Origin of the sequence: Paenisporosarcina macmurdoensis (genome assembly GCF_042658845.1) — a bacterium.
Classification (GTDB): Bacteria; Bacillota; Bacilli; order Bacillales_A; family Planococcaceae; genus Paenisporosarcina; species Paenisporosarcina macmurdoensis.
In genome coordinates this window covers 108,445-129,643 of record NZ_JBHSRI010000038.1, presented here as the reverse complement: position 1 = coordinate 129,643, position 21,199 = coordinate 108,445, and the positions used below count along the sequence as shown (strand labels likewise).

Sequence of the window (21,199 nt, the reverse complement as noted above, 5' to 3'; positions counted from 1 at the left end):
TAGACTAGACAACGTGTTATCCATTTAAGCAATTAACAATAAACTTAAAGCCATGACAGCCATTCCACCAACTACTCCATAAATAGACAAATGTGCTTCATCGTATTTTTGAGCAGCTGGCAACAATTCATCCAACGAAATGAATACCATAATTCCGGCAACACCTGCAAAAATCATCCCAAACATCACATCATTCAAAAAAGGCATTAAAAATAAGACTGCTACAATTGCTCCTACAGGCTCTGCTAAACCAGATAAAAACGACCATTTGAACGCCGTTTTACGATTCCCTGTTGCGTAATAAATTGGAACTGCTACAGCAATTCCTTCTGGAATATTGTGAATCGCTACTGCAATCGCTATAGCAATTCCTAGGTTCGGATCTTGCATAGCAGAAATAAACGTCGCAATTCCTTCCGGAAAGTTATGTATTCCAATGGCCAGAGCTGTAAACAACCCCATCCTCATCAACTTTGTATACTCATCATTAGACGGTTGCAAATCCATGTCTTCCACACCTTTAACTTCATGTGGATTCGTAGATTTCGGCAATAGTTTATCGATTAGTGCTATCACAAAAATCCCACTAAAAAACCCGATAACTGTTAACCAATATCCTTGAGAAGCACCTAGCTCATTGACTAAAGCATCTTTCGCTTTTACAAATATCTCAATCATCGATACGTAAATCATGACACCTGCAGAAAATCCCAGGGCTAAAGATAAAAATTTAGTATTCGTGCGTTTCGTTACAAATGCTAATAAACTTCCTATCCCAGTAGCTAAACCGGCAAACAATGTTAATGCCAGTGCAAATAATACATTTCCATCCATGATTCCAACCACTTTCTCTATCCTTCTATTGAGTTTATTGTAGGAGATATGTTTCCTTTGTGCAACTTCTAAAGTTTGTTACAAGGTTCTTTAGAAAGTTCAAACAAGATGAAGCAATTCGTTCATTTTCTTGCCAAATACAATCAAACGCTTTTCTACAACTTCTTGTGAGCCAAAACGAATGATTTGTTCTTCTGTCATTCCAGTCTCCAGCATACGTACGTGGCCAATGGCAGAGTCAAGAACTTGCAGCAATTGTTCCCCTCTTAAAAGAGCAATTAAATGTGGTTTTTCTGCACAATAGCCTTCTATGAAGCCATCCGCAATACTTTGTAAAGCCTCCTGACACTCATGGAAACGATGTTTTCCATAGCGTTCAGTATGTGCAAGCTCCACAAATAACGTTTCATACAAATTCAAGAAATTTGCGGCCATTACTTCTCCAAAGTAAACGATGGGCAAAGGATCGATTATACGTAATTGCCCCTTATCCATAAGCCAGTTCTCAGGGGAAGCATCTTGATTGGTCAATACAGGGTGAGTAATTTCGTTTAATCGATTTTCGCAAATTCGTAGGAAAGCCGCTTTTAGTTGAGGGGTCTCAAATAGCGGACTTTTAGCGGACAATTCACGATAGTCATCCATTACTTCTTGGCATTCCTCTTCAATGAATGCATTAAAATCACTCGAAAACTGACCATGTGTGCCTTGTTTTTCATTCCATGCCAAAAAACCAAATCCTTCAATTCCATGGTCAACTTGTTCTACTTTTCTATACAATTGTCCAATATTCACACCCAAGATGTGTGCATCTTCTTTATTCAAATGATGTAAGTCCACATGATTTCCTGCAAAGGATTCCAATGTATACGTCAATTCTGCTGATACATAATTTTCAAACATTTCCGGTGCGGCTCCTGCTACAACTGCATTGACACATCGATAGTAAATTTCAGTTCCCCCATACTCCGCTTTTAGTGCCGACTCGTCGTAAACTACTTCTTTTTGATACGCTATTTTCTTTGGAATACGCAAAACGACTGGATCATGTTTATTACTCATAACCTTCCAAGCTCGATGCCAGGCACCTTCACCTAAATTCTCTACTTTTGAATACTCATAGTGTGCATGTTTCAATGCTTTTTCGTACGTCATGATGATGTCTCCTTTACATACTGTCCTATTTTTTGCCAGTCTTGAAAAACATGCTCTCTTAAGGAGGGTCTGTAAAAAACAGAAGCCGGATGAAAAGTTGGGACGATCACAAAGGATTTTGACGTTAAAGTGTAGTGACTATCCTCGAAATTATGTAAGTATTGAATAGGTCTGTAAATTTTTTGACCGTGTATTTCGGTTACTTTAGCACTTTTCCCCAACAGTCGCTGCAGTCCGATTGTTCCCAGAGTAACAACCAATAGCGGCTGTAGATAGTGAATTTCATAATCCAACAGTGGTGCATGTGCTAAAATTTCTGAAGTCTTTGGTGCGCGATTGTAAGTTCTTTTCACAATCGTTCCATCACGTTCTTTTTTAGTTCCCCATTTGTATGGGCGGCTCCTTACAGTACTGGTCATATACACATCATCTCGGGTTAAACCAATACTTTCTAATGACTTCATAAGTTCAGTTCCTGCTCGTCCAATAAAAGGAATCCCTGTGGCAATTTCATTTTCACCAGGTGCTTCTCCCACCAGTAGCAACTTGGGCTGTGGGTTGCCATAGCTACGAACAAATCCTTGAACAGCATGACCTTCCATACGCTTTTTTCCGACTGCTATCAACTCATCTGGAATCGTAAACATGTTAATCCCACCCTTTCAAAAAAGTCTTACGCAAAAATTAGCGTAAGACTTCGATTATTCTGGTTGACGCTTTCGCTTACTCATGTTGCGATTGCGCCATTCATACCAAATGACCACTAAGATAAAGAATGAATAGCCAAACATCCATCCCGCCACCACATCTGTTCCATAATGATTATTACCAGCAACTCGAGATAAACCTATGAGTAGTGTTAACACAATTGCACTAATCCAAATACTAAGACGCCATTTCGTAGACGGTTTATTTTCAGTTAATAAATAAGCATACGTAAATAAATACAATAATCCCAGCATTGCATGATTTGAAGGGAAACAATAACTTGTCAATTGGTTAGGAATATCAGGGCGTACCCGTTGTATCCATTCCTTCATTAGATGATTTAAAAAGTTACCACCCGCTACTGTAAATAACACAAATAGCATGCCTCGATAATTGTTTCTCCTAAAGGCTAAATATACAATCAAGATGAGTGCTGCAGAGGCAATCCAAATTGGCTCACCCATGTAATGGAAGAAACGAATGAATTCATTTCCTATTAATACTTCTCCTATTTTTTCATCAAACTCTTGCATTTCTTCATGCGTAAAATTAAAAAATAATGTCATAAATCCGATTAGCGTCACAAAAGCTAACGGATAAAACAATTTTTTCATATCCTTCACGCTCCTTATTCAGATTATTTTATCATATTCTTACAACAACTTACCTAAGATTTTGTCGAGAATCTAAGACTTTCGTTCGAAATTTACGTGATTTAGTTTAATCCAAGATATGAGTGGTAAAGTACTAACGTGTCAGAATAAAACGATTTAAAGGAGGATTTTAATAATGAGTGTTACTTACAAAGAGTATTTAACTGATGATGAAGCCATTCGCGGAATTCAAGAAATTAAAGCTAAAGGTGTTAATGAGGACGATATTTATGTGCTCACTCATGAAAATCACCGCACAAATCAAGTAGCTGATATGGCAGACGCGAATACAGTAGGTGTAACTGAACAAGGTTTAGGAACATCCATTGCAAATGTTTTCCGTAAAAAAGGCGACGAACTTCGCGCGCAATTTGAAGAGCTTGGGTTCAGTCAACCTGAAGCAGAACAACTAGAAGAAAAGTTAGATGAACATAAAGTTGTAGTGGTGTTAAAAAACACACCGGTAGGATTTACTTACTAAAATCAACAAGAATAATAAAGTAAAGCCTCCCCCAAATTCTTTTGGGGGAGGCTTTTTGTTTTTTCGAGATAGATTTTTGAACAAAAGAGCTATGTCTAACTCCACGCTCTAACTACATTTCTTGTGCGTTATCTAATACTTCTTGAGGCACTTTAATCGGTTCAATTTCATTATACTTTGTAAAGGTCGATTTCAAATCTTGAGACATTTGCATCTCTTCACCTTCAACCGATACTGTCATTTCCAAGACCATGTTAAAAGCAGTAGTATTAAACGTTTCTTTATCAATGAATATTTCATAATCCACTTTTTCTATATTCATGTCTTTCAACATTTCTTCTTGGTCTAGTTGCATTTCGGGCATTGTTTCAGTTAATTGTTTCTTAATTAATTCATTAAATTTGTCTCCTGATGCAGACAAATTTAACACATACATATCTTCTGTTTGTTCAAACGTAAAATCTTCCATAAACACTTCTAAATCCTTCAACTGCTGAGAAGGGTCTGCTTGCTTTTGAGACATTGCCATCATTTGCTCATACATATCTCCTGGCAATTTCACCCATTGTTCCGACATGCTATGGTTCATGAAAAATCCTTCATCTGTCATATAACTTTCAATTTCAATTTCTTGCGGTTGCACAGAAGAATCTTCACCTGGCACCGTCGTGGATGTGGTACCTTTCTGGTAAATACTCAACGGATCCACAAACATGTCCATCGTCATATTTGTAACTGTATCCATAGCGACATCTTGAGATGGTACTTCGATGAATTGAGACATTTCAATATCTGCGGTTAAGTTTTTAATAGATTCCGATTGAGCAAGAGACTTATCGAAAACTTGCTTAAGTGTTAACTCGCTTGTTTTATCTTCAGCCGTTTCAGAAGTAGGAGTTGCAGTTGAATTACATGCAGCCAAGCCTAGTGTTAGTACACTAGCAACCATGAGTGTCATCCATTTCTTCATGTTGTCATCACCTTTCCTGTATTTTCATTTCTTCTATTAATACGAGTTTACTCTTAAAAGGTTTCAATTGGTAATATTTATTATCTTTATAGTAAGCGATTTTAAACAATACAGTTGATATTGAAAACATACAATTGATTATATTTACGCTTAGTCTGCCGCAGAAGGAAATTTTTATTAACCAAAACCTAGATATATTTAGTGAGAATGACAGGTTTCCAGTCCGCTTCAGACACGTTACCTGCTACACAATAATCTAAAGAACAAATCGTTGGGTTTGTGACTGCGTCACTTCACCCAACTATTTTTCAGATCATACTGCGGCGGGCGTGTGTCCTTCGCACCCTTGCAACCTGAAAGCACCAAGTCGCTGTGATTTGGTTAACTAAAGAATAGAAGATTTCTTCATGTAGATGTTTGGTCGAAGATGTAATTTCGACCTCTTTTTGCTTCATTTATTTTTGTTAGTAATCCGTTCCGTTGATATTAAATACAGAGGAAGAGGACATTTACGTCTTAGCATTGCGCAAGAAAGTATATGGGACTGTATAGTAAGGCCCTAATATAAGATAAGCGGAGAAAAATGAGTCTTTTATTTGCATCCAAAATCGAACATTGTAAACATTTTTAATGTTCTGTTTTGCACATGATGAAATTATGGTTGATTGGAGTGGAAGGCGGCGACTCCAGCGGGAAAAGCGAGACAGTCGAGACCCCACAGGGAGCATTTTGCGACCGAGGAGGCTCGACCTCGCCCGCGGAAAGCGTCCGCATGTAACGGAAATCAACCTCTATTAATTATAAAAAGGAACTGACCTTAGTCATATTTCATAACTTTTAGGATAGCCCCTGTTCTTTGCGACGAGTAACTACGAGAGGTACTCTTTGGAGAATGAGAACCACAAGTATGTGGTGTTCATAATTGTTGGCTCACACGGAACGTGCGGCCAGCGCAAATGTAAGATAAACAACTGAATAGTTAAAAGGATACAAAAAAGCCTACCGATAAATGAATCAATCGGTAGGCTTTTTCCTTATTTATTAACGTACGCCACGCATAAGTTTTTCGATTTTTGGTGCGAAGAAGTACAACATTAATCCAACGATTAGTGCGATAACTCCAATGACACCGAAATAAACGATTTCACTTTCAGGATTATAAAATTTCACCACTTGCGCGTTAATTGCTTGCGCAGATGCATTTGTTAAGAACCACAAACTCATCGTTTGGGCAGCAAAAGCTTGTGGTGCTAGTTTTGTTGTTGCTGATAATCCAACTGGAGAAAGAAGTAATTCACCAATTACCACTAGGAAGAAACTTAATACTAACCAGTATGGGCTTACTAAAGTCTCTGTTCCGTTTAGGTAAGCTGGAATAATCATAACTAAGAATGACATACCTGCAAAGAATAAACCAAATGCAAATTTCTTAGGAGTAGACGGTTGTCTTTGACCAAGACGAACCCACAACCATGCAAATACAGGTGCAATTGCAATAATAAATAGTGGATTTAAAGATTGGAACCATGCTGGAGAAATCTCCCATGAACCAATTGATAAGTCTGTGCGTTGATCAGCATATTGAGCTAATATGATTGAACCTTGTTCAGCAATCGCCCAGAACACCATAGCAGAGATAAACAATGGAATGTATGCAAGAACACGTGACTTCTCGTCAGCATCTGTTTTAGCACTGCGGTACATAACGATAAAGTAAATCGTTGGAATCACGATACCTAAAATCGATACAATCATCGTAAAGACATCAATTGTCATAATGCCATTTTGAATTAGGAAATATCCAATAAGGGCTACGATAGCTAAACCAATGGCAATACGTGAAAACACTTTCTTACGATCTTCTTTTGCTAGAGGGTTCGGAACATATGAACCAGCTAAACCAAGAAATTTCTTTTTGGTAACCATGAAGACGATTAATCCTAATAACATACCCACTGCAGCAATTCCGAAGCCTAAGTGGAAGTTATATTGAAGTCCTACTGTTCCTACAACTAATGGCGCGATAAATGCACCCATGTTGATTCCCATGTAGAAAATACTGAAACCAGAGTCACGACGAACATCGTTATCTGAATACATTTCTCCAACAATACTTGAAATATTAGGTTTTAATAACCCTGTACCAATGATGATAAATGCCATCGATATGAACAGCGTATTAATGCCACCTGGTAACGACAAAGCAACGTGGCCTAACATGATTGCTATACCACCGTAAAATACGGTTTTGGTCGTACCTAGCAATCGGTCAGCGATCCATCCCCCAATAATTCCGGACATGTATACAAGTGATCCGTATACCGCCATTATTGAGTTCGCAGTAGATTGTTCTAGACCAAGTCCACCTTGATTTAGTTCATAATACATATAGTAGAGCAGGATTGCGCGCATACCGTAGTATGAAAAACGCTCCCAAAATTCTGTAAAGAACAAGCTTAATAAGCCTTTTGGATGTCCAAAGAATCCTTTTTGAGGAACCGACTGGACGATTTCTTCTCTTGTCGCCATTCTTTTCCCTTCTTTCTTTTTAATTTTTATCAAATACACATTCATGTTTATGTGAAATGTGCGAAATATACTGATAATAAAGGTCTAATTGCTATATCAGTAAAAAGACAACTTTAACAGTTTACCGTGCCATCTTTAAATTGTCAAAAAACATTCGGAACTTGAAATACTTCGAAATCCTTCGAGTTCAGAAGTTTTTATGTCGTGTTTTGGATATTTTTCCGCTATAATTCTTATATCAAAACATCAAGGAGAAACTACATGATAAAAAAATTCTTTTCGTATTATCTTCCACATAGACGACTATTTATAATCGACTTCAGCAGTGCCATTATCGTGGCTATTTTAGAGTTAGCTTTCCCATTAGCTGTTCAATGGTTTATTGATAAATTACTTCCAACTGGTGAATGGGATACGATTGTCACAGTTAGTGTCCTCTTACTTGCCATTTATTTAATTAGTACCGTACTACAATATATTGTCAGTTACTTAGGACACAAGCTAGGTATTAATATAGAAACGGACATGCGTGAACAGCTCTTTACTCATGTACAGCGCCAATCTTTCCGCTTTTTTGACAACACCAAAACTGGCCATGTGATGAGCCGTATTACAAACGATTTATTTGATATTGGCGAGCTCGCCCACCATGGTCCTGAAGATTTCTTTATCGCTATAATGACGTTTATTGGTGCTTTTGTGATCATGTACAACATCAATCCTGAGCTAGCCATCATTGCGATTATTATGGTTCCATTCCTTACAGTACTTGTGGCATTTAGTAATATTAAAATGAATCGAGCATGGAAGAACATGTACATCAAAATTGCCGATGTAAATGGTCGAGTAGAAGACAGTGTTTCTGGAGCTCGTGTTGTTCAATCTTTCACAAATGAAGAGTTTGAAATCAATCGTTTCAAACATGACAACGGACAGTTTCGTTTAGCTAAATTGGTCGCCTATAAAGTAATGTCTGGAACACATTCCGCTATTTACATGATGACCCGCCTTATGACATTGGTCGTATTGGTTGTCGGCGCCTGGTTTACTGTTAACGATAAATTAACGTATGGAGAGCTTGTTAGCTTTGTCTTATTTATAAATGTTTTAATTAAACCCGTCGATAAGATAAGTGCTCTGCTTGAACTTTATCCAAAAGGTATGGCTGGCTTCAGACGATTCTTAGATTTAATTGAACAGGATCCAGAAATCGTGGATCGAGAAAACGCAAAAACGGTGGACCATTTAAACGGTGATATTTGGTTTAATGATGTGGACTTCGGTTATGATGAACACAAAAAAGTACTCTCAGGTATTAATCTCAAGGTGAAAGCTGGTGAAACAGTAGCCTTTGTTGGTCCTTCTGGCGCTGGTAAAACAACCATTTGTTCTTTGATTCCTCGATTTTATGATGTAACAAAAGGATCAATCTCAATAGATGGACTAGATATTCGGGATATGACAAAGCATTCTTTACGATCTCAAATAGGGATTGTTCAACAAGACGTATTCTTGTTCACAGGAACGGTTCGTGAGAATATTGCCTACGGTAAAAAAGGTGCAACAGATGAAGAAGTAATAGAGGCTGCTCGAAAAGCTCATTTACAAGAATTCATTTCGGAACTTCCTGATGGATTTGAGACACAAATTGGTGAACGAGGCTTGAAATTGTCAGGCGGCCAAAAGCAACGTTTAGCAATCGCTCGTATGTTCTTGAAGAATCCACCTATTCTTATTTTGGATGAAGCGACTTCTGCTCTTGATACGGAAACTGAGAAAATCATTCAACATTCATTAGCAGAACTTGCTGAAAATCGGACAACTCTTATTATTGCCCACCGCTTCGCAACAATACGTGATGCTGACCGCGTACTTGTCGTCACAAAAGAGGGCATTGCCGAAGATGGCACGTATTCAGACCTTGTTGAAGCAGACGGTTTATTCGCAAGACTTCATAACATCCAATTCCAAGACTAGTACACGGATTTGGTGTCTTTCTCAGGAGGAATCGTGTCTTCCTCCAAGCGAATGGACGGAAACGTTACGTAAGTGGACAGAAATCCAAGTTGAATGGACGAAAACCTTTAATAAGTGGACAATAAACCAAGTTGAATGGACGAAAACTCACATTGAATGGACGGAAACTAATCTCAGCCTTCCAGTTCGAAGGTGTCACTAAATTTTATTAAATTAGACTACCAAAAGAAAAACGCATTTCCGAAAAAATCGGAAATGCGTTTTCTTATTTACCAAGGACGAATTCTTGATACCGTTCGTAATCGGCTAGCTTTAATTCAACTTTTAATAAGGTACCTTCTTCTTCATACTCAGATGTCTGAACAGATGCTTGTTCATTTAAATAAGACACAATGTCTCCACGCTCATAAGGAATAAGCATGCGGCAAATTTTATAATCAGCAAAAATATTTGCACGAATCATTTCAAGCAATTCGTCTAATCCTTGACCATCTTTTGCAGAAATCCACAGACTGTTTCCACTAACACGCGGATAGTTTATATCCGCTAAATCAGCCTTATTGTATAACTCAAGGGTTGGCACATCTTCAACGCCCACCGCTTGCAATGTCTCATTTGTAACATCCATCATATAGCGATATTCCTCATTCGAAACATCCACCACATGTAACAGTAAATCTGCTTCGCGTGCTTCTTCTAATGTAGAGCGGAACGCTTTTACTAAATGGGTTGGTAACTTACTGACAAAACCTACCGTATCCGTAAGCAAGAATTCTTTTTGATCTGGTAAACGAATTTGGCGAACAGACGTCTCAAGAGTGGCAAACAACATATCTTTTTCAAACACTTGCTTGTCATCCAACTGTCCTGTTTTGGCAAGTAATCGATTCATAACAGTCGATTTCCCTGCATTTGTGTATCCAACAATTGATACAACCGGCACTTCGTTTTTCTTGCGTTGTTTTCTTTGAGTTACGCGTTGTTCTTTCACGTGCTCTAAATCACGGCGAATTTTCGCAATTTGATCTTCAATTTTACGGCGATCGAGTTCAAGTTTTGTTTCACCTGCACCACGGTTTTGAAATCCGCCACCCGTACCACCACCTTGGCGACCAAGAGAAGCACGTAAACCAATTAATCGAGGTAACATGTATTGAAGCTGAGCTAACTCAACTTGCATTTGTGCTTCTTTAGACTTTGCACGACGAGCAAAGATATCTAAAATCAACATCGTACGGTCAATGACTTTACAATCAAGCGCCTCTTCTAAGTTACGAATTTGAGAAGGTGACAGCTCATCATTAAAAATCACTAAGTTTGCATCTGCTTCTTCGTAAAAAGCTTTAATTTCGTCAATTTTCCCTTTACCTACGTAATGCGCAGAATTGACACGATCTAAATTTTGAGTAACTTCGCCTACTACTTCTACATTTAATGCTTCAGCTAAGTTGTGTAATTCTTCTAAGCCATATTCAAAATGTTCGTCTTTTTTCAAATTAACGCCTACAACAATGGCGCGTTCAAGTATTTCGTCCATGTGTCATTTCCTCCTCAAAGTCTACCGAGAGAAAATCGATATATCCTTTATTCTGCCATTTAATAGTAAAGAAAAAGCGAGTCCAGGTCTCACTCTTTTCTTGCACTGATTAAGATACCAGTTCAAGAAATGACATCAGCTTGTACCTTTGTTAGGTACAAGCTGTGTTTTTCTAAATTATAACTTGGTTTTCAAAATGAATAGACATATCCCGATTTAAATGCCCAGTAGCAGTTCTTTGCTTTATTCAGTTTCATCGCAAAGTGTTCCATCGGAATGTGTTATTAATCATTTGGAAAACCTCCGTTCTTTCATATTCCATATATCGTACCATACTCAATTAAATAGACACAACTTCTTACAGTTGTCTGAAACCGCCTGTATTTGCTTTAACTTTAACTTCAGCATATTTCTTGTCATCAGATTCCTTAGACAATAGGGTACCAATCCATCCACCTATAAAACCAAGAGGCACTGAAACGAGTGCAGGATTCGTTAGTGGAAAGATTGGATTTCCAGTAATAATAGCCACACCTTCAACAGGATTCATAACACTTGGACTAATAGATACTAAAACAAGAGCTGATATTAGCCCGGTTGCCATAGATGCAATTGCTCCTGTTGTATTGAATTTCTTCCAATATATCGTATAAATGATAACTGGTAAATTTGCACTTGCAGCTATACAAAATGCAAGCGAGACCAGGAAAGCCACATTTAAATTTTGAGCAAATAACGCCAGTATAATAGAGAATACGGCTACGCCTATAGAAGCATAACGTGCTGCTAGCATTTGTTGTCGATCTGTAGCTTTTCCTTTTTTAATGATTTGGCCATAAATATCATGAGCAAATGCTGAGGCACCGGATAGAACAAGTCCCGCCACTACTGCTAAAATAGTTGCGAATGCAACGGCAGAAACAAATGACATCAAGAGATCTCCACCTAAAGCTTGAGCTAACAATGGAGCAGCCATATTACCTGCAGGATTGGTTGACAAAATTAATTCTTGACCTACGAACTTGGCTGCACCAAATCCTAGGAAGATGGTCATCACATAGAAAATGCCGACAATCCATGTTGCCCACATAACAGAACTTCTTGCTGTTTTAGCATCACGGACTGTGAAGAATCGCATCAATATATGCGGCAATCCCGCTGTACCTAAAACGAGAGCTATCATAAGAGAGAGAGTATCTAAAGGCATCGTATATTTAATACCTGGATTTAAATAGTCTGCGCCATGAGGTGTTGCTGTTTTCATAGATGTGAACATTTCAAAGATATTGAAATTGAATTCCTTTAACACTAAAAACGAAATAATAACGGTACCCGTCATTAGTAAGACCGCTTTAATAATTTGGACCCAACTCGTTGCTGTCATTCCTCCAAATAATACATAAACCGTCATCATGATTCCTACTAATAAAACGGCAACCCAATATGGAATACCAAATAGTAATTGAATTAATGCGCCTGCTCCAACTAACTGAGCTATCATATAAAAAATAACAATCGTAATCGAACTGATTGCTGCACCTGCACGGACCTTTTTGGCATTGAACCTAGAGTTGATCATATCCGCTAATGTATATTTCCCTAAGTTTCGTAGTGGTTCGGCAACAATAAATAACACAACCAAGTAAGCTACTAAATAGCCAATAGAGAACAAGAATCCATCAAATCCGTAAAGAGCAATAGCACCTGCTATTCCTAAAAATGAAGCTGCTGATAGATAGTCTCCAGCGATTGCAAGGCCGTTTTGCCAGCCAGTTAATCCGCCGCCTGCTGTATAAAACTCACTTGTGGTATTTGTTTTCCCTGCTGCAAAATATGTAACTACTAATGTCATTCCAACAATGACGAGAAACATGATAATTACTGTAGGATTCATAAGTTCTCCTCCTCTTTGTAATTAAATTCTTTCAGCGTATCTTCCGCCATCCGGTCAAATTGTGCTGCCTTTCTCATGTAAATGGTTACCAGTACCCATGTCATAACAAACAAGCCCAGTGCATAAATCCAACTCCATGAAATGTCTCCAATAAATGAGGTGTTCAACACATCTGAATAAGAAATAATTAATGGAAAAAGAATATAAAGCCCTAGAAACAGAATCGTGCTTGGTAATAAGAATCGTTTTTTCTTACCCACTAGTTCCCTGAATTTTGGAGAGGCTTCTATTGCCTGATAATCATGAACTGATTGAGGAACTTTTTTACCATATTTATTTGATGCTCCCAAAAAACACGCCCCCTTATTATTGTTTAATTATTCTGAATACCTTAAAAGTAAAACAGTAATTACTTCCAATGTCAAACAATGCTTTATTTTGTAAATATATTGAAAGTTCTCAAATAAAAAAACACGTGTCATGTTTACACGTGTTCAGACATTATTTACTTATCTCTGTAATTTGAACGTTCACTAAACGCTCCATATCATCAGGATATTTATGAAATATCAGTTCTGTATTTGGCAGTTTTATAGCATTTTCAGTAGGGGGAAGATTTAGTAGATGGCCCCATTCTTCAACACTTTTTTGCGGGTTAGTTACTGCAAACTCACATATTGAAATAATTAACTGATCGTTTTCAGAAGAAATGGTTCCATCTTCCCTTAAACTTTTCATGCGTTCTTCAAATGGCTCTTCCCATTCAATAAAAAATGGGTATGGCAATTTGTTTGAAACGTCCTGCTGAATGAAAAGCATTTTCCATTTACGAATAAAACCAGAAGAGGCTTCTCGCTCAGCATTTAGTACTCCAGACGTGACCCATCCTTCATTAGTTAATCTATCATTAAGCGCAAGTATATTATCCGTTCGGAAACAAATGGTCCCCCACCCCTCGCCGCGTTCCAAATCGTGTAGCAAAAGGTTTGGTAATGGATGATTTGCTCTTTTTGCGATATCCATATGCTCTACTGATAAATATTCAATATAACTACTTTGTGTATAGGTTAATGCATTGAATGTACCCCAATTTTTATGTTTACCTCCAATTGACGTAGCTTGATGTTCTTTCACATTCATTTCCGGAGACTTTTCACTAAAATAAACGACATGATCTAGTTCTACCATATGCACCACTCCCTAATTACATTATGAAGAGCCACGATTGAATGTGCAATTGATAGGTAATCTAGCAAAATATGTGAGAATTTCACACGTATCGAAAGTAAGCGCGCACTCCGTTTGATATACTAAACTTACATTGTTTGGAGGTAATTAATTTGAATCGACAAATCCCACTACTTAAATCTAGTAATACCCAAGATCCCGATGAAAAGTTAATTTTACTTATAGATCAAGATATTGAATTTGTCATGAATTTAAAAGATTCATTTGAACAACATGGCATCACCATTTTAATTGCAACAACAGCTGCTAAAGGGCTCGAATACTTCCATTCTGCTAATCCAGACCTTGTCATAATTGAAGCAGACTTACCTGATCAGAGTGGCTTTGAGCTATTACAAGAAATAAGTGATATTGCGCGCAGTCGAGTTATCCCAATAGCAATCACTTCATCTTTTCAGCCAAAAGAATACCGAATACGTTCTTATCAATTAGGAGCAATTGATTTCATTAGAAAACCCATTGATGCAGATATTTTCATTCCGTTCATATTAAATCGTGCGGCATTTAAATCGTCGATTACAAATACTATTCTTGCGGATGAGTTGACCGGGGCATACAATCGCAAACAATTTTATATGAGCGCTAGCTCCCTCTTCAATCGTTATGAAACGTCTAATGACTCATTTTCAATCGCCCTTATCGATTTCGATTTGTTTAAAGACTTCAATGAACAATTTGGCAATATAAAAGGAAATAAAGTACTCATTGACTTTGTTCAAATAGCTCGTCAAGTTATGCATACACAAATGGATGTATTCCGATTCGGTAGTGATGAGTTTGTTTTGCTATTTCGTCATAAACTAGCTGACGAAGCCGCAAAAATCACTAAAGATATTGCTGAAATAATACTAGAAAAATGGAATATCACATTTTCTGTTGGAATTTCTGAATGGAGTACCTCAACTTATAATAATGGAACATTACTACAACAAGCAGATTTCGCCTTAAAGCGGGCCAAGAAAGCCGGTAGATCTTCTACCTTCATCTATGATGAAGAATCCTTTTCAAGTCCACTCTTCAGCCGATTAAACATTCATATCGTCGATGATGATGAGATTGTTCGAGCAATGCTTGAGAGACAGTTCTCTACTTGGAAATCTGACACTTTTGATATCCATGTAATTGGCTACAATAATGGCTTTGAATTCACACAATCTAATTGGTACACACCACATGATTATCACGTACTTCTACTAGATGGTGTTATGCCGAAAATGGACGGATTAGAAGTATTGCATATTGTCAAAAAAAATGTCGAGTCACAAAGAGTCTTAGTTGCCATGCTAACGGCACGAAAAAATGAACAAGATATTTTGCACGCCCTTAATTCAGGTGCAGATGACTATATGTTGAAACCTTTTCATCCACAAGAAGTGTTAGTTAGAATTCAACGTCTCGTCAACAGGCTATTTAAATGAATTCGACATTAACCTTCTTCATCATTGTTTTTTTACTACTAGCCTTTGCCCAACTCATTTTATTGTTATTTTTAACAAGCAAAAAATTGAAAAGGAACAAAAAAGACCAAAATGAACAGAATATTTATAAAGAAGCCATGCCAGCATTCATACACTTTCTTTATAATGAGCAAGATGACTATATCCCCTTACCTCCTGATGAGTATCATGTAGCCGAACAATTATTTAGCTCTAGTATGGCGATTACAAAAGATGAAGATCTGCAACACAAAATCCGCGAAAGTGCATCTTTCTATTTAAGTTCACACTATGAAAAAGTGATGAACGCAACAGATTGGTCTGCTCGCGTAAATGCACTGTATTACATAGAAGATTTCCGTATGACTTCTATGCAACCAGTACTTGCCAAGAGATTAATGGCTGTCAAAGAACAGGATGAAGAAAAACAGCAGTTGTTGCGGACTTTAGCAGCCCTTGGCGACGTATCCGTACTATCGTATTTAGAAAATGAGCCAAGCATAAAAGAATCGGTCTATCTTTCTGTTTTCAAACGTTTTCCCGAAGATGTAATCCCACAAACAGTTTCATATGTTCGTCAGGAAGGAAGTTTAAAAGCTAATATATCTTTATTAATGTACCTTGGACTCGCAAAAAAATTATCCTATTTGTCTTTTGTTGAGGAAAATCTGATGCATCCAAATTCTGAAATGCGAATTCAAGCATTAAAAGCTTTATTTCAGATGAACTACATATCAAATGTCAATTTGATTAAACCCTTTTTTTATTCAGAAATTTGGGAAGAACGAATGTTTGCAGCAAAAATCACTGGTGTATTGTCACTATCTCAATTTGAAAAAGAACTAACTGAATTCCTAGGGGACTCTGTTTGGTGGGTTCGATATTATGCTGCAGAAGCGTTATTGCTTTGTTATGGTGAAAGCAAACTTTTTGAACTCTCACAAAGTCACCCTGACCAATATGCACGAAATATGGCAGCTCAATGGTTACGTCTTGAAAGGCAGGTTTCTGTGGCATATGACTAATATTTGGAATTGGATGTTCGGATTTTTATCTATACTTGTTGTTTTTTATATGACGTTCACTGCCTTAAGTTACATCATCTTGTTTTTACTTTCTTTTCGAAAAGTTTCAAGAGAAGGAAAGCTTGATAAAAAAGAGATGTTGGAAGATTTAGCTAATAGTGAAACTACCATTCCAGTGTCTATCATCGTACCCGCTTACAATGAAGAAATCGGGATTATTAGTACCGTTCGCTCATTATTAACTTTGCAATACCCCCAATTTGAAATCATTGTTGTCGATGATGGTTCAAAGGATCAAACACTTGCCAAATTGATTGAAGCTTATGGTTTGGAAGTAATTGATTATGCTATTAGGAAACATGTAGAGACCATGCCAATTCATGTGGTATATAAGTCTACTATTTTCCCAAACTTAGTGGTGGTATCAAAAGAAAATGGTGGCAAAGCAGATGCCTTAAATAGTGGAATTAACTTATCCAATTTCCCGTATTTTTGTGCGATTGACGGTGATTCCATATTAGAGCAAGATGCGTTATTAAAAGCCATGAAACCTGTTCTAGCTGCTGATGGAAATATAATTGCCGTTGGTGGATCTATACGAATTGCGAACGGTACAACCATTTCTAGGAGTAAAGTAGAAGTCATTGAATTACCGAATAAACCATTGGTTATTATGCAAATTGTAGAGTATTTCCGTGCATTTCTGATTGGACGACTTGGATTCAGTCGATTTAATCAGCTGTTGATTGTGTCAGGTGCTTTTGGCGTTTTCAGAAAAGACAAGGTTATCCATGTCGGTGGGTACCATGAAGGCACTGTTGGAGAAGATATGGAGTTGATCGTGAGACTTCATCGTATGATTCGAGAAGAAAAACTGAGTGACCGTATTGAATATATTCCAGATCCCGTCTGTTGGACTGAAGCCCCTGAATCTTTGAACGTATTGAGGTTACAGCGTATTCGTTGGCAAAGAGGTTTAGCTGAAACTATTTATAACCATCGAAAAATGTTGTTCAATCCAAAGTATGGCTCGGTAGGACTCCTAACACTGCCCTATTTCTTTTTTGTTGAATTACTCGGAGCAGTGTTTGAATTTACAGGATTTTTACTCATAGTTGGTGGATTATTATTTGACTTCCTTGATCCAACTGTTGTATTTATTATCTTTTTAGTAACCGTCATATACGGCTCTTTTATTTCTTCCCTAGCTGTTCTTCTTGAAGAAATGACGATGCATAAATATCCAAAAGTATCCCATTTAATGAAATTGTTCTTCTGGTCATTGACTGAAAGTTTTTGGTATCGTCCGATATTGGTCATTTGGCGACTTGAAGGGTTGATTGCATTTTTCACTAAAAAATCAGAATGGGGACAAATGCAACGAAAAGGAATATCTTCATAGTAAAAGAGGTTGTGCAATTACAGCACAACCTCTTTTATTTATGGCGTATTATTAAATGTTTCTTGAATTATGTTATACGATTTCTTTATTCGCTCACTCGAAAAAGGCAATTCCCATGGTTCCCACTTATAGCGAGATACTTCTTCAACAGATATTTCCTGTCTATCATTTCCATTTCCAGGGAATGTTTGTGTCACTTTGCCGTTATTGTCCGTCATGACAAGCGCAATACCAATATCTTCAATGATTTGTTGTGACGTCATTCCATCAGAATAGATATCTCCAAATATTTCTTTGGAGCTCGGATCTTTAAAATTCAGCAAGAGCCATGGAATACGAATTTCCATTACACCCGTTGTATCGTCAATATAATAATCAGCTAGAGAATCATAATCTGCTGAGTCGGGATTAGAATTTCCAAAACGCATTTGCCCTGTTTCATATGAGTTGAAAGGTAGCACTTCACCTGTGTCTGGTCTAGTCAATTCTCTACTCAGAGGTAAACTGATGTCATTAAAGTCTCCACTGTTAGACTGTGGCTTTATAACCTCAGACTCCAACATCTTTAGGTCGAATCCATATTGATTAGTAAATACATCATATAAAACATCTACTTTCAGCTTTGCTTCTTTCGTTGATTGAATACCCAACCAAAAATCCACAAACGGTTTACTGAAACGTATCGTCTCGATTTCATTTACACGATCATTTCCTTGTTCAGGAGCAACGTCAAATAATAACTGAGGTTTATTCGTTTCCAACCAGTTATTTGAAACTTTTCCGTCCATTCTGAGATACAAGTATTTTTCGTCATGTGTTGTATACAGCTCACTGATTGGACCTTTATCTGATTCATACATAGGAGTAATGCCATCCCAATCATCAATTTGTCCATCTGTTTTAATAAGCAGACGATCAAAGCTCAAAAGACCAAAATGCTGTTCATTCGTTTGTGCATTTGACCAAAATGGACGACGATCTGAGTTATCTAATTCCAAGGTGTTCCATGTACGTTTGAACCATTCGTCTTGCCAAGTAAAGATAAGACCACCCATCATTCCTTCTTGCAGAATATCTTCATATAGACTGGATAGCAATAAACCTTGTTCCTGTTCAGTATGGAAACCTTGATTCCATCCCAAAGGATTAACATGTGTCAATCCACGAGATGCTGGTATGCCAAACTCAGCTATCAATATCGGCATTTGGTGGGCCGCTTTCAAATCATGCAAATACCCTGCATAATAATTTTTCTTCCCCCTATGGTCTATATACTCTGTATAGCGTTCATCCAAATATAAAAAATCAGGGTAGTACGGGTAGACGTGATAAGAAGCAAACATTCCAGGCATAGATAAACCTTCGTTGTATTGTATATGGTTTGGATCTACCGATGCCATATCCTCCTGCTCAATTGGTTCAGCGGGTTGCTTGATATTATCAGTGGTGACCCAGTTTGTGAAACTCATTGGTCTTGTCCACTTATACTCTGTTGCTTCATAGGTGGTCAAGATATCCATTTGTTCAGCTATCCATAATTCAAAACCAACTGCATTTGTTGTTTGGATATATTGGCCTTTATATTGGTTCATATTAGCGTATTTTTTAGACATTTCATCTACCATAAAGGGATACCATTCAATTCCTACTATCCATCCCAGCACATAAGGAGAAATGTCCGCTTCATACGTTCCATAAGCATGTCCTGGTTGCTGTTTTACTATTGCATTTCCATGAACTGCATCGGTGATCTTTTTAAACTCTTTTTGGAATCTCACGGTAATTTCTGGTGTGAACGCATCCAATGTTTCTTCTAATGGCGCTTCATCGACCCATACCCCTTGGAATACATAAAGTGGTTCTTCATGTGATTCATTGTATTCTTTTAAGGCGTCATAAAAAGCAGGTGGATGCAGTGTATATACCCTAATGGTATTGGCGTTCATTTCACCAATTTGCTGAAACCATCTCGCATACTCTCCTTTTGAAATGGCTGCTTCACCTGGAAAAGCACCTGGTTTTCCCATTCCAATGTTTACTCCTTTAACCGTTAAAGTCTCCCACTGACCATTTTGATAGATTTCGAAACGGTCACCGTTTACCTTTGAAGCGTAAGTAAGTCCCTCTTCATTTTGTAGAACAGTTGGTTTATAAGCTGTTGTTTCTACCTTTGTATCTATATTTTTCACTTCTTTTAAAAGCACTTTCATCATCGGTACATATGTTTTCCAAAAAAAACTTTGTTCTTGGAAAACAGAATCCACTGTAAACCACTCTTTTACTTTGGTAAATCCACTATACTGATAAAATGAAGGAATTTCATGTGCGTCTACGAAATCACCCGCTAAATAGTAGCTGTTAACCGATTCTTGTTTCTTTTCAATTACTGCTGGAAAACGTGCCGGGATTCCCCACTCATCAAGCATCGCTTGCCCTTGATCATTTACTGGAAGTTCAAAATCCGCTAGCACACTATCTTCATTAAGAGGTTCCGTTATATCAAACCAATAACGGAAGGGTGAACTTTTCTCTATATTAAACTTGTTTTTTCCCTTTTCCGTGAAAGTTAATTGAACGGTTGATTGATCGATATCGCCATTTTCAACTGATAGTACTTGAACTTCTTCGGAATTTTCTTCAACAAAAACAATACCTTCACCTTTAAAAGACCATGTGCGATTTCCGAATGCTTCATAGGAAGCAATTAACCATTGTGGTATTTCACTGTCTTTATTGGCTAAGTCTTTAAAATATCTACCAGTCCATCCTTGTTGTTTAAATCCTAAATAACGAGATACTTCCTGGCGAACGACAGGTTCGGTTGGAGAAGAAATAGAATTAAATTCCATGATTAACGGGACATCTTTTATATCAACAGCGTGTTGAATAGTTGCCCACTCCTTAGCACTTAAACCTCCTTCAATTTTGTCACTTCGTTTCTCTTGTTGTGTTTCATATATTCCATAGGTATCGGCTACATAAATTAGATCTGCTGAACTGATATCGTCCGGAATTTCCCTTACAACCGCTTTGTTATTCTCATAAGCAACTCCTACATAATCTTCTTTTTCATTATATGAAGTTCCATCCGTTTTTTTAATATGTAAGTGATTCAAAAGCCAAGTTAGGCCTTTATGTTCTCGTAAATCGCCGTCTGGAACAGTTTTATTTACAATAAGAATTTCTAACTGTTTCCCATCTCGATCTTGCCAAAACCAAATGGCCAGTGGCATTAATAGGATGCATAGGAACATGACAAACCATTTTATATATCTCAAACCCGCACCAACTCTCAGCTTTTCATTGACTTCATTTTACATTAATTTAGGTATAACTTCTGCATAACAGTA

16 protein-coding genes are annotated in these 21,199 nt (G+C 37.5%); 5 read left to right on the top strand and 11 right to left on the bottom strand.

Annotation, left to right across the window (positions count from 1 at the left end):
* Positions 1 to 24: 24 nt before the first annotated feature.
* The 4 genes from zupT to ACFPYN_RS18045 all read right to left on the bottom strand — a co-directional run bounded on the left by zupT (position 25) and on the right by ACFPYN_RS18045 (position 3,311).
* Positions 25 to 834: a zinc transporter ZupT gene (zupT, locus tag ACFPYN_RS18060; RefSeq protein ID WP_377736147.1), complete on the bottom strand. Its 810-nt coding sequence runs from the start codon at positions 832 to 834 to the stop codon at positions 25 to 27.
* Between the two features lie 99 nt (positions 835 to 933).
* On the bottom strand, positions 934 to 1,989 hold the full coding sequence (locus ACFPYN_RS18055) for a hypothetical protein (protein ID WP_377736144.1): 1,056 nt from the start codon (positions 1,987 to 1,989) through the stop codon (positions 934 to 936).
* On the bottom strand, positions 1,986 to 2,636 hold the full coding sequence (locus tag ACFPYN_RS18050; RefSeq protein WP_377736142.1) for a uracil-DNA glycosylase: 651 nt from the start codon (positions 2,634 to 2,636) through the stop codon (positions 1,986 to 1,988). The genes ACFPYN_RS18055 and ACFPYN_RS18050 overlap by 4 nt, the downstream gene beginning before the upstream one ends.
* 54 nt (positions 2,637 to 2,690) lie before the next feature.
* On the bottom strand, positions 2,691 to 3,311 hold the full coding sequence (locus ACFPYN_RS18045) for a phosphatase PAP2 family protein (RefSeq protein WP_377736139.1): 621 nt from the start codon (positions 3,309 to 3,311) through the stop codon (positions 2,691 to 2,693).
* 175 nt (positions 3,312 to 3,486) lie between these two features.
* Between ACFPYN_RS18045 and ACFPYN_RS18040 the strand changes: the two genes are divergently transcribed.
* A complete protein-coding gene (locus ACFPYN_RS18040) occupies positions 3,487 to 3,831 on the top strand; it encodes a general stress protein (RefSeq protein ID WP_377736137.1) in 345 nt (114 codons plus the stop codon).
* A 112-nt stretch (positions 3,832 to 3,943) separates the two neighbouring features.
* Here the strand turns inward: ACFPYN_RS18040 and ACFPYN_RS18035 are convergent, their stop codons facing one another.
* Both ACFPYN_RS18035 and ACFPYN_RS18030 read right to left on the bottom strand, forming a co-directional pair.
* The gene (locus ACFPYN_RS18035) at positions 3,944 to 4,801 is read right to left on the bottom strand and encodes a DUF6612 family protein (RefSeq protein WP_377736136.1); all 858 of its coding nucleotides are present in this window, start codon (positions 4,799 to 4,801) and stop codon (positions 3,944 to 3,946) included.
* Between the two features lie 1,041 nt (positions 4,802 to 5,842).
* Positions 5,843 to 7,330, bottom strand: coding sequence for a peptide MFS transporter (locus ACFPYN_RS18030; protein ID WP_377736134.1), 1,488 nt, complete (start codon positions 7,328 to 7,330; stop codon positions 5,843 to 5,845).
* Between the two features lie 261 nt (positions 7,331 to 7,591).
* On the opposite strand from ACFPYN_RS18030, the gene ACFPYN_RS18025 reads away from it, so the two are divergent.
* Positions 7,592 to 9,307 (top strand): ABC transporter ATP-binding protein, encoded by a 1,716-nt coding sequence (locus ACFPYN_RS18025; RefSeq protein ID WP_377736133.1) that lies wholly within the window; start codon positions 7,592 to 7,594, stop codon positions 9,305 to 9,307.
* Positions 9,308 to 9,572: 265 nt separating this feature from the next.
* Here ACFPYN_RS18025 and hflX read toward each other — a convergent pair whose 3' ends face one another.
* From hflX to ACFPYN_RS18005, 4 genes are all read right to left on the bottom strand, one after another.
* On the bottom strand, positions 9,573 to 10,844 hold the full coding sequence (gene hflX / locus ACFPYN_RS18020; protein WP_377736130.1) for a GTPase HflX: 1,272 nt from the start codon (positions 10,842 to 10,844) through the stop codon (positions 9,573 to 9,575).
* 358 nt (positions 10,845 to 11,202) lie between these two features.
* Positions 11,203 to 12,738: a solute symporter family protein gene (locus tag ACFPYN_RS18015; RefSeq protein ID WP_377736129.1), complete on the bottom strand. Its 1,536-nt coding sequence runs from the start codon at positions 12,736 to 12,738 to the stop codon at positions 11,203 to 11,205.
* Positions 12,735 to 13,088: a DUF485 domain-containing protein gene (locus tag ACFPYN_RS18010; RefSeq protein ID WP_377736126.1), complete on the bottom strand. Its 354-nt coding sequence runs from the start codon at positions 13,086 to 13,088 to the stop codon at positions 12,735 to 12,737. The genes ACFPYN_RS18015 and ACFPYN_RS18010 overlap by 4 nt, the downstream gene beginning before the upstream one ends.
* Before the next feature lie 151 nt (positions 13,089 to 13,239).
* Positions 13,240 to 13,926 (bottom strand): VOC family protein, encoded by a 687-nt coding sequence (locus ACFPYN_RS18005; RefSeq protein WP_377736124.1) that lies wholly within the window; start codon positions 13,924 to 13,926, stop codon positions 13,240 to 13,242.
* A 152-nt stretch (positions 13,927 to 14,078) separates the two neighbouring features.
* On the opposite strand from ACFPYN_RS18005, the gene ACFPYN_RS18000 reads away from it, so the two are divergent.
* The 3 genes from ACFPYN_RS18000 to ACFPYN_RS17990 are packed head-to-tail and all read left to right on the top strand — an operon-like array spanning position 14,079 to position 17,849.
* On the top strand, positions 14,079 to 15,404 hold the full coding sequence (locus ACFPYN_RS18000) for a GGDEF domain-containing response regulator (protein ID WP_377736123.1): 1,326 nt from the start codon (positions 14,079 to 14,081) through the stop codon (positions 15,402 to 15,404).
* Positions 15,401 to 16,447, top strand: coding sequence for a HEAT repeat domain-containing protein (locus ACFPYN_RS17995; RefSeq protein WP_377736121.1), 1,047 nt, complete (start codon positions 15,401 to 15,403; stop codon positions 16,445 to 16,447). Before ACFPYN_RS18000 ends, ACFPYN_RS17995 begins: the two co-directional genes overlap by 4 nt.
* Positions 16,440 to 17,849, top strand: coding sequence for a glycosyltransferase family 2 protein (locus ACFPYN_RS17990; protein ID WP_377736119.1), 1,410 nt, complete (start codon positions 16,440 to 16,442; stop codon positions 17,847 to 17,849). The genes ACFPYN_RS17995 and ACFPYN_RS17990 overlap by 8 nt, the downstream gene beginning before the upstream one ends.
* 38 nt (positions 17,850 to 17,887) lie before the next feature.
* Here the strand turns inward: ACFPYN_RS17990 and ACFPYN_RS17985 are convergent, their stop codons facing one another.
* On the bottom strand, positions 17,888 to 21,127 hold the full coding sequence (locus tag ACFPYN_RS17985; protein ID WP_377736117.1) for a hypothetical protein: 3,240 nt from the start codon (positions 21,125 to 21,127) through the stop codon (positions 17,888 to 17,890).
* Positions 21,128 to 21,199 lie beyond the last annotated feature (72 nt).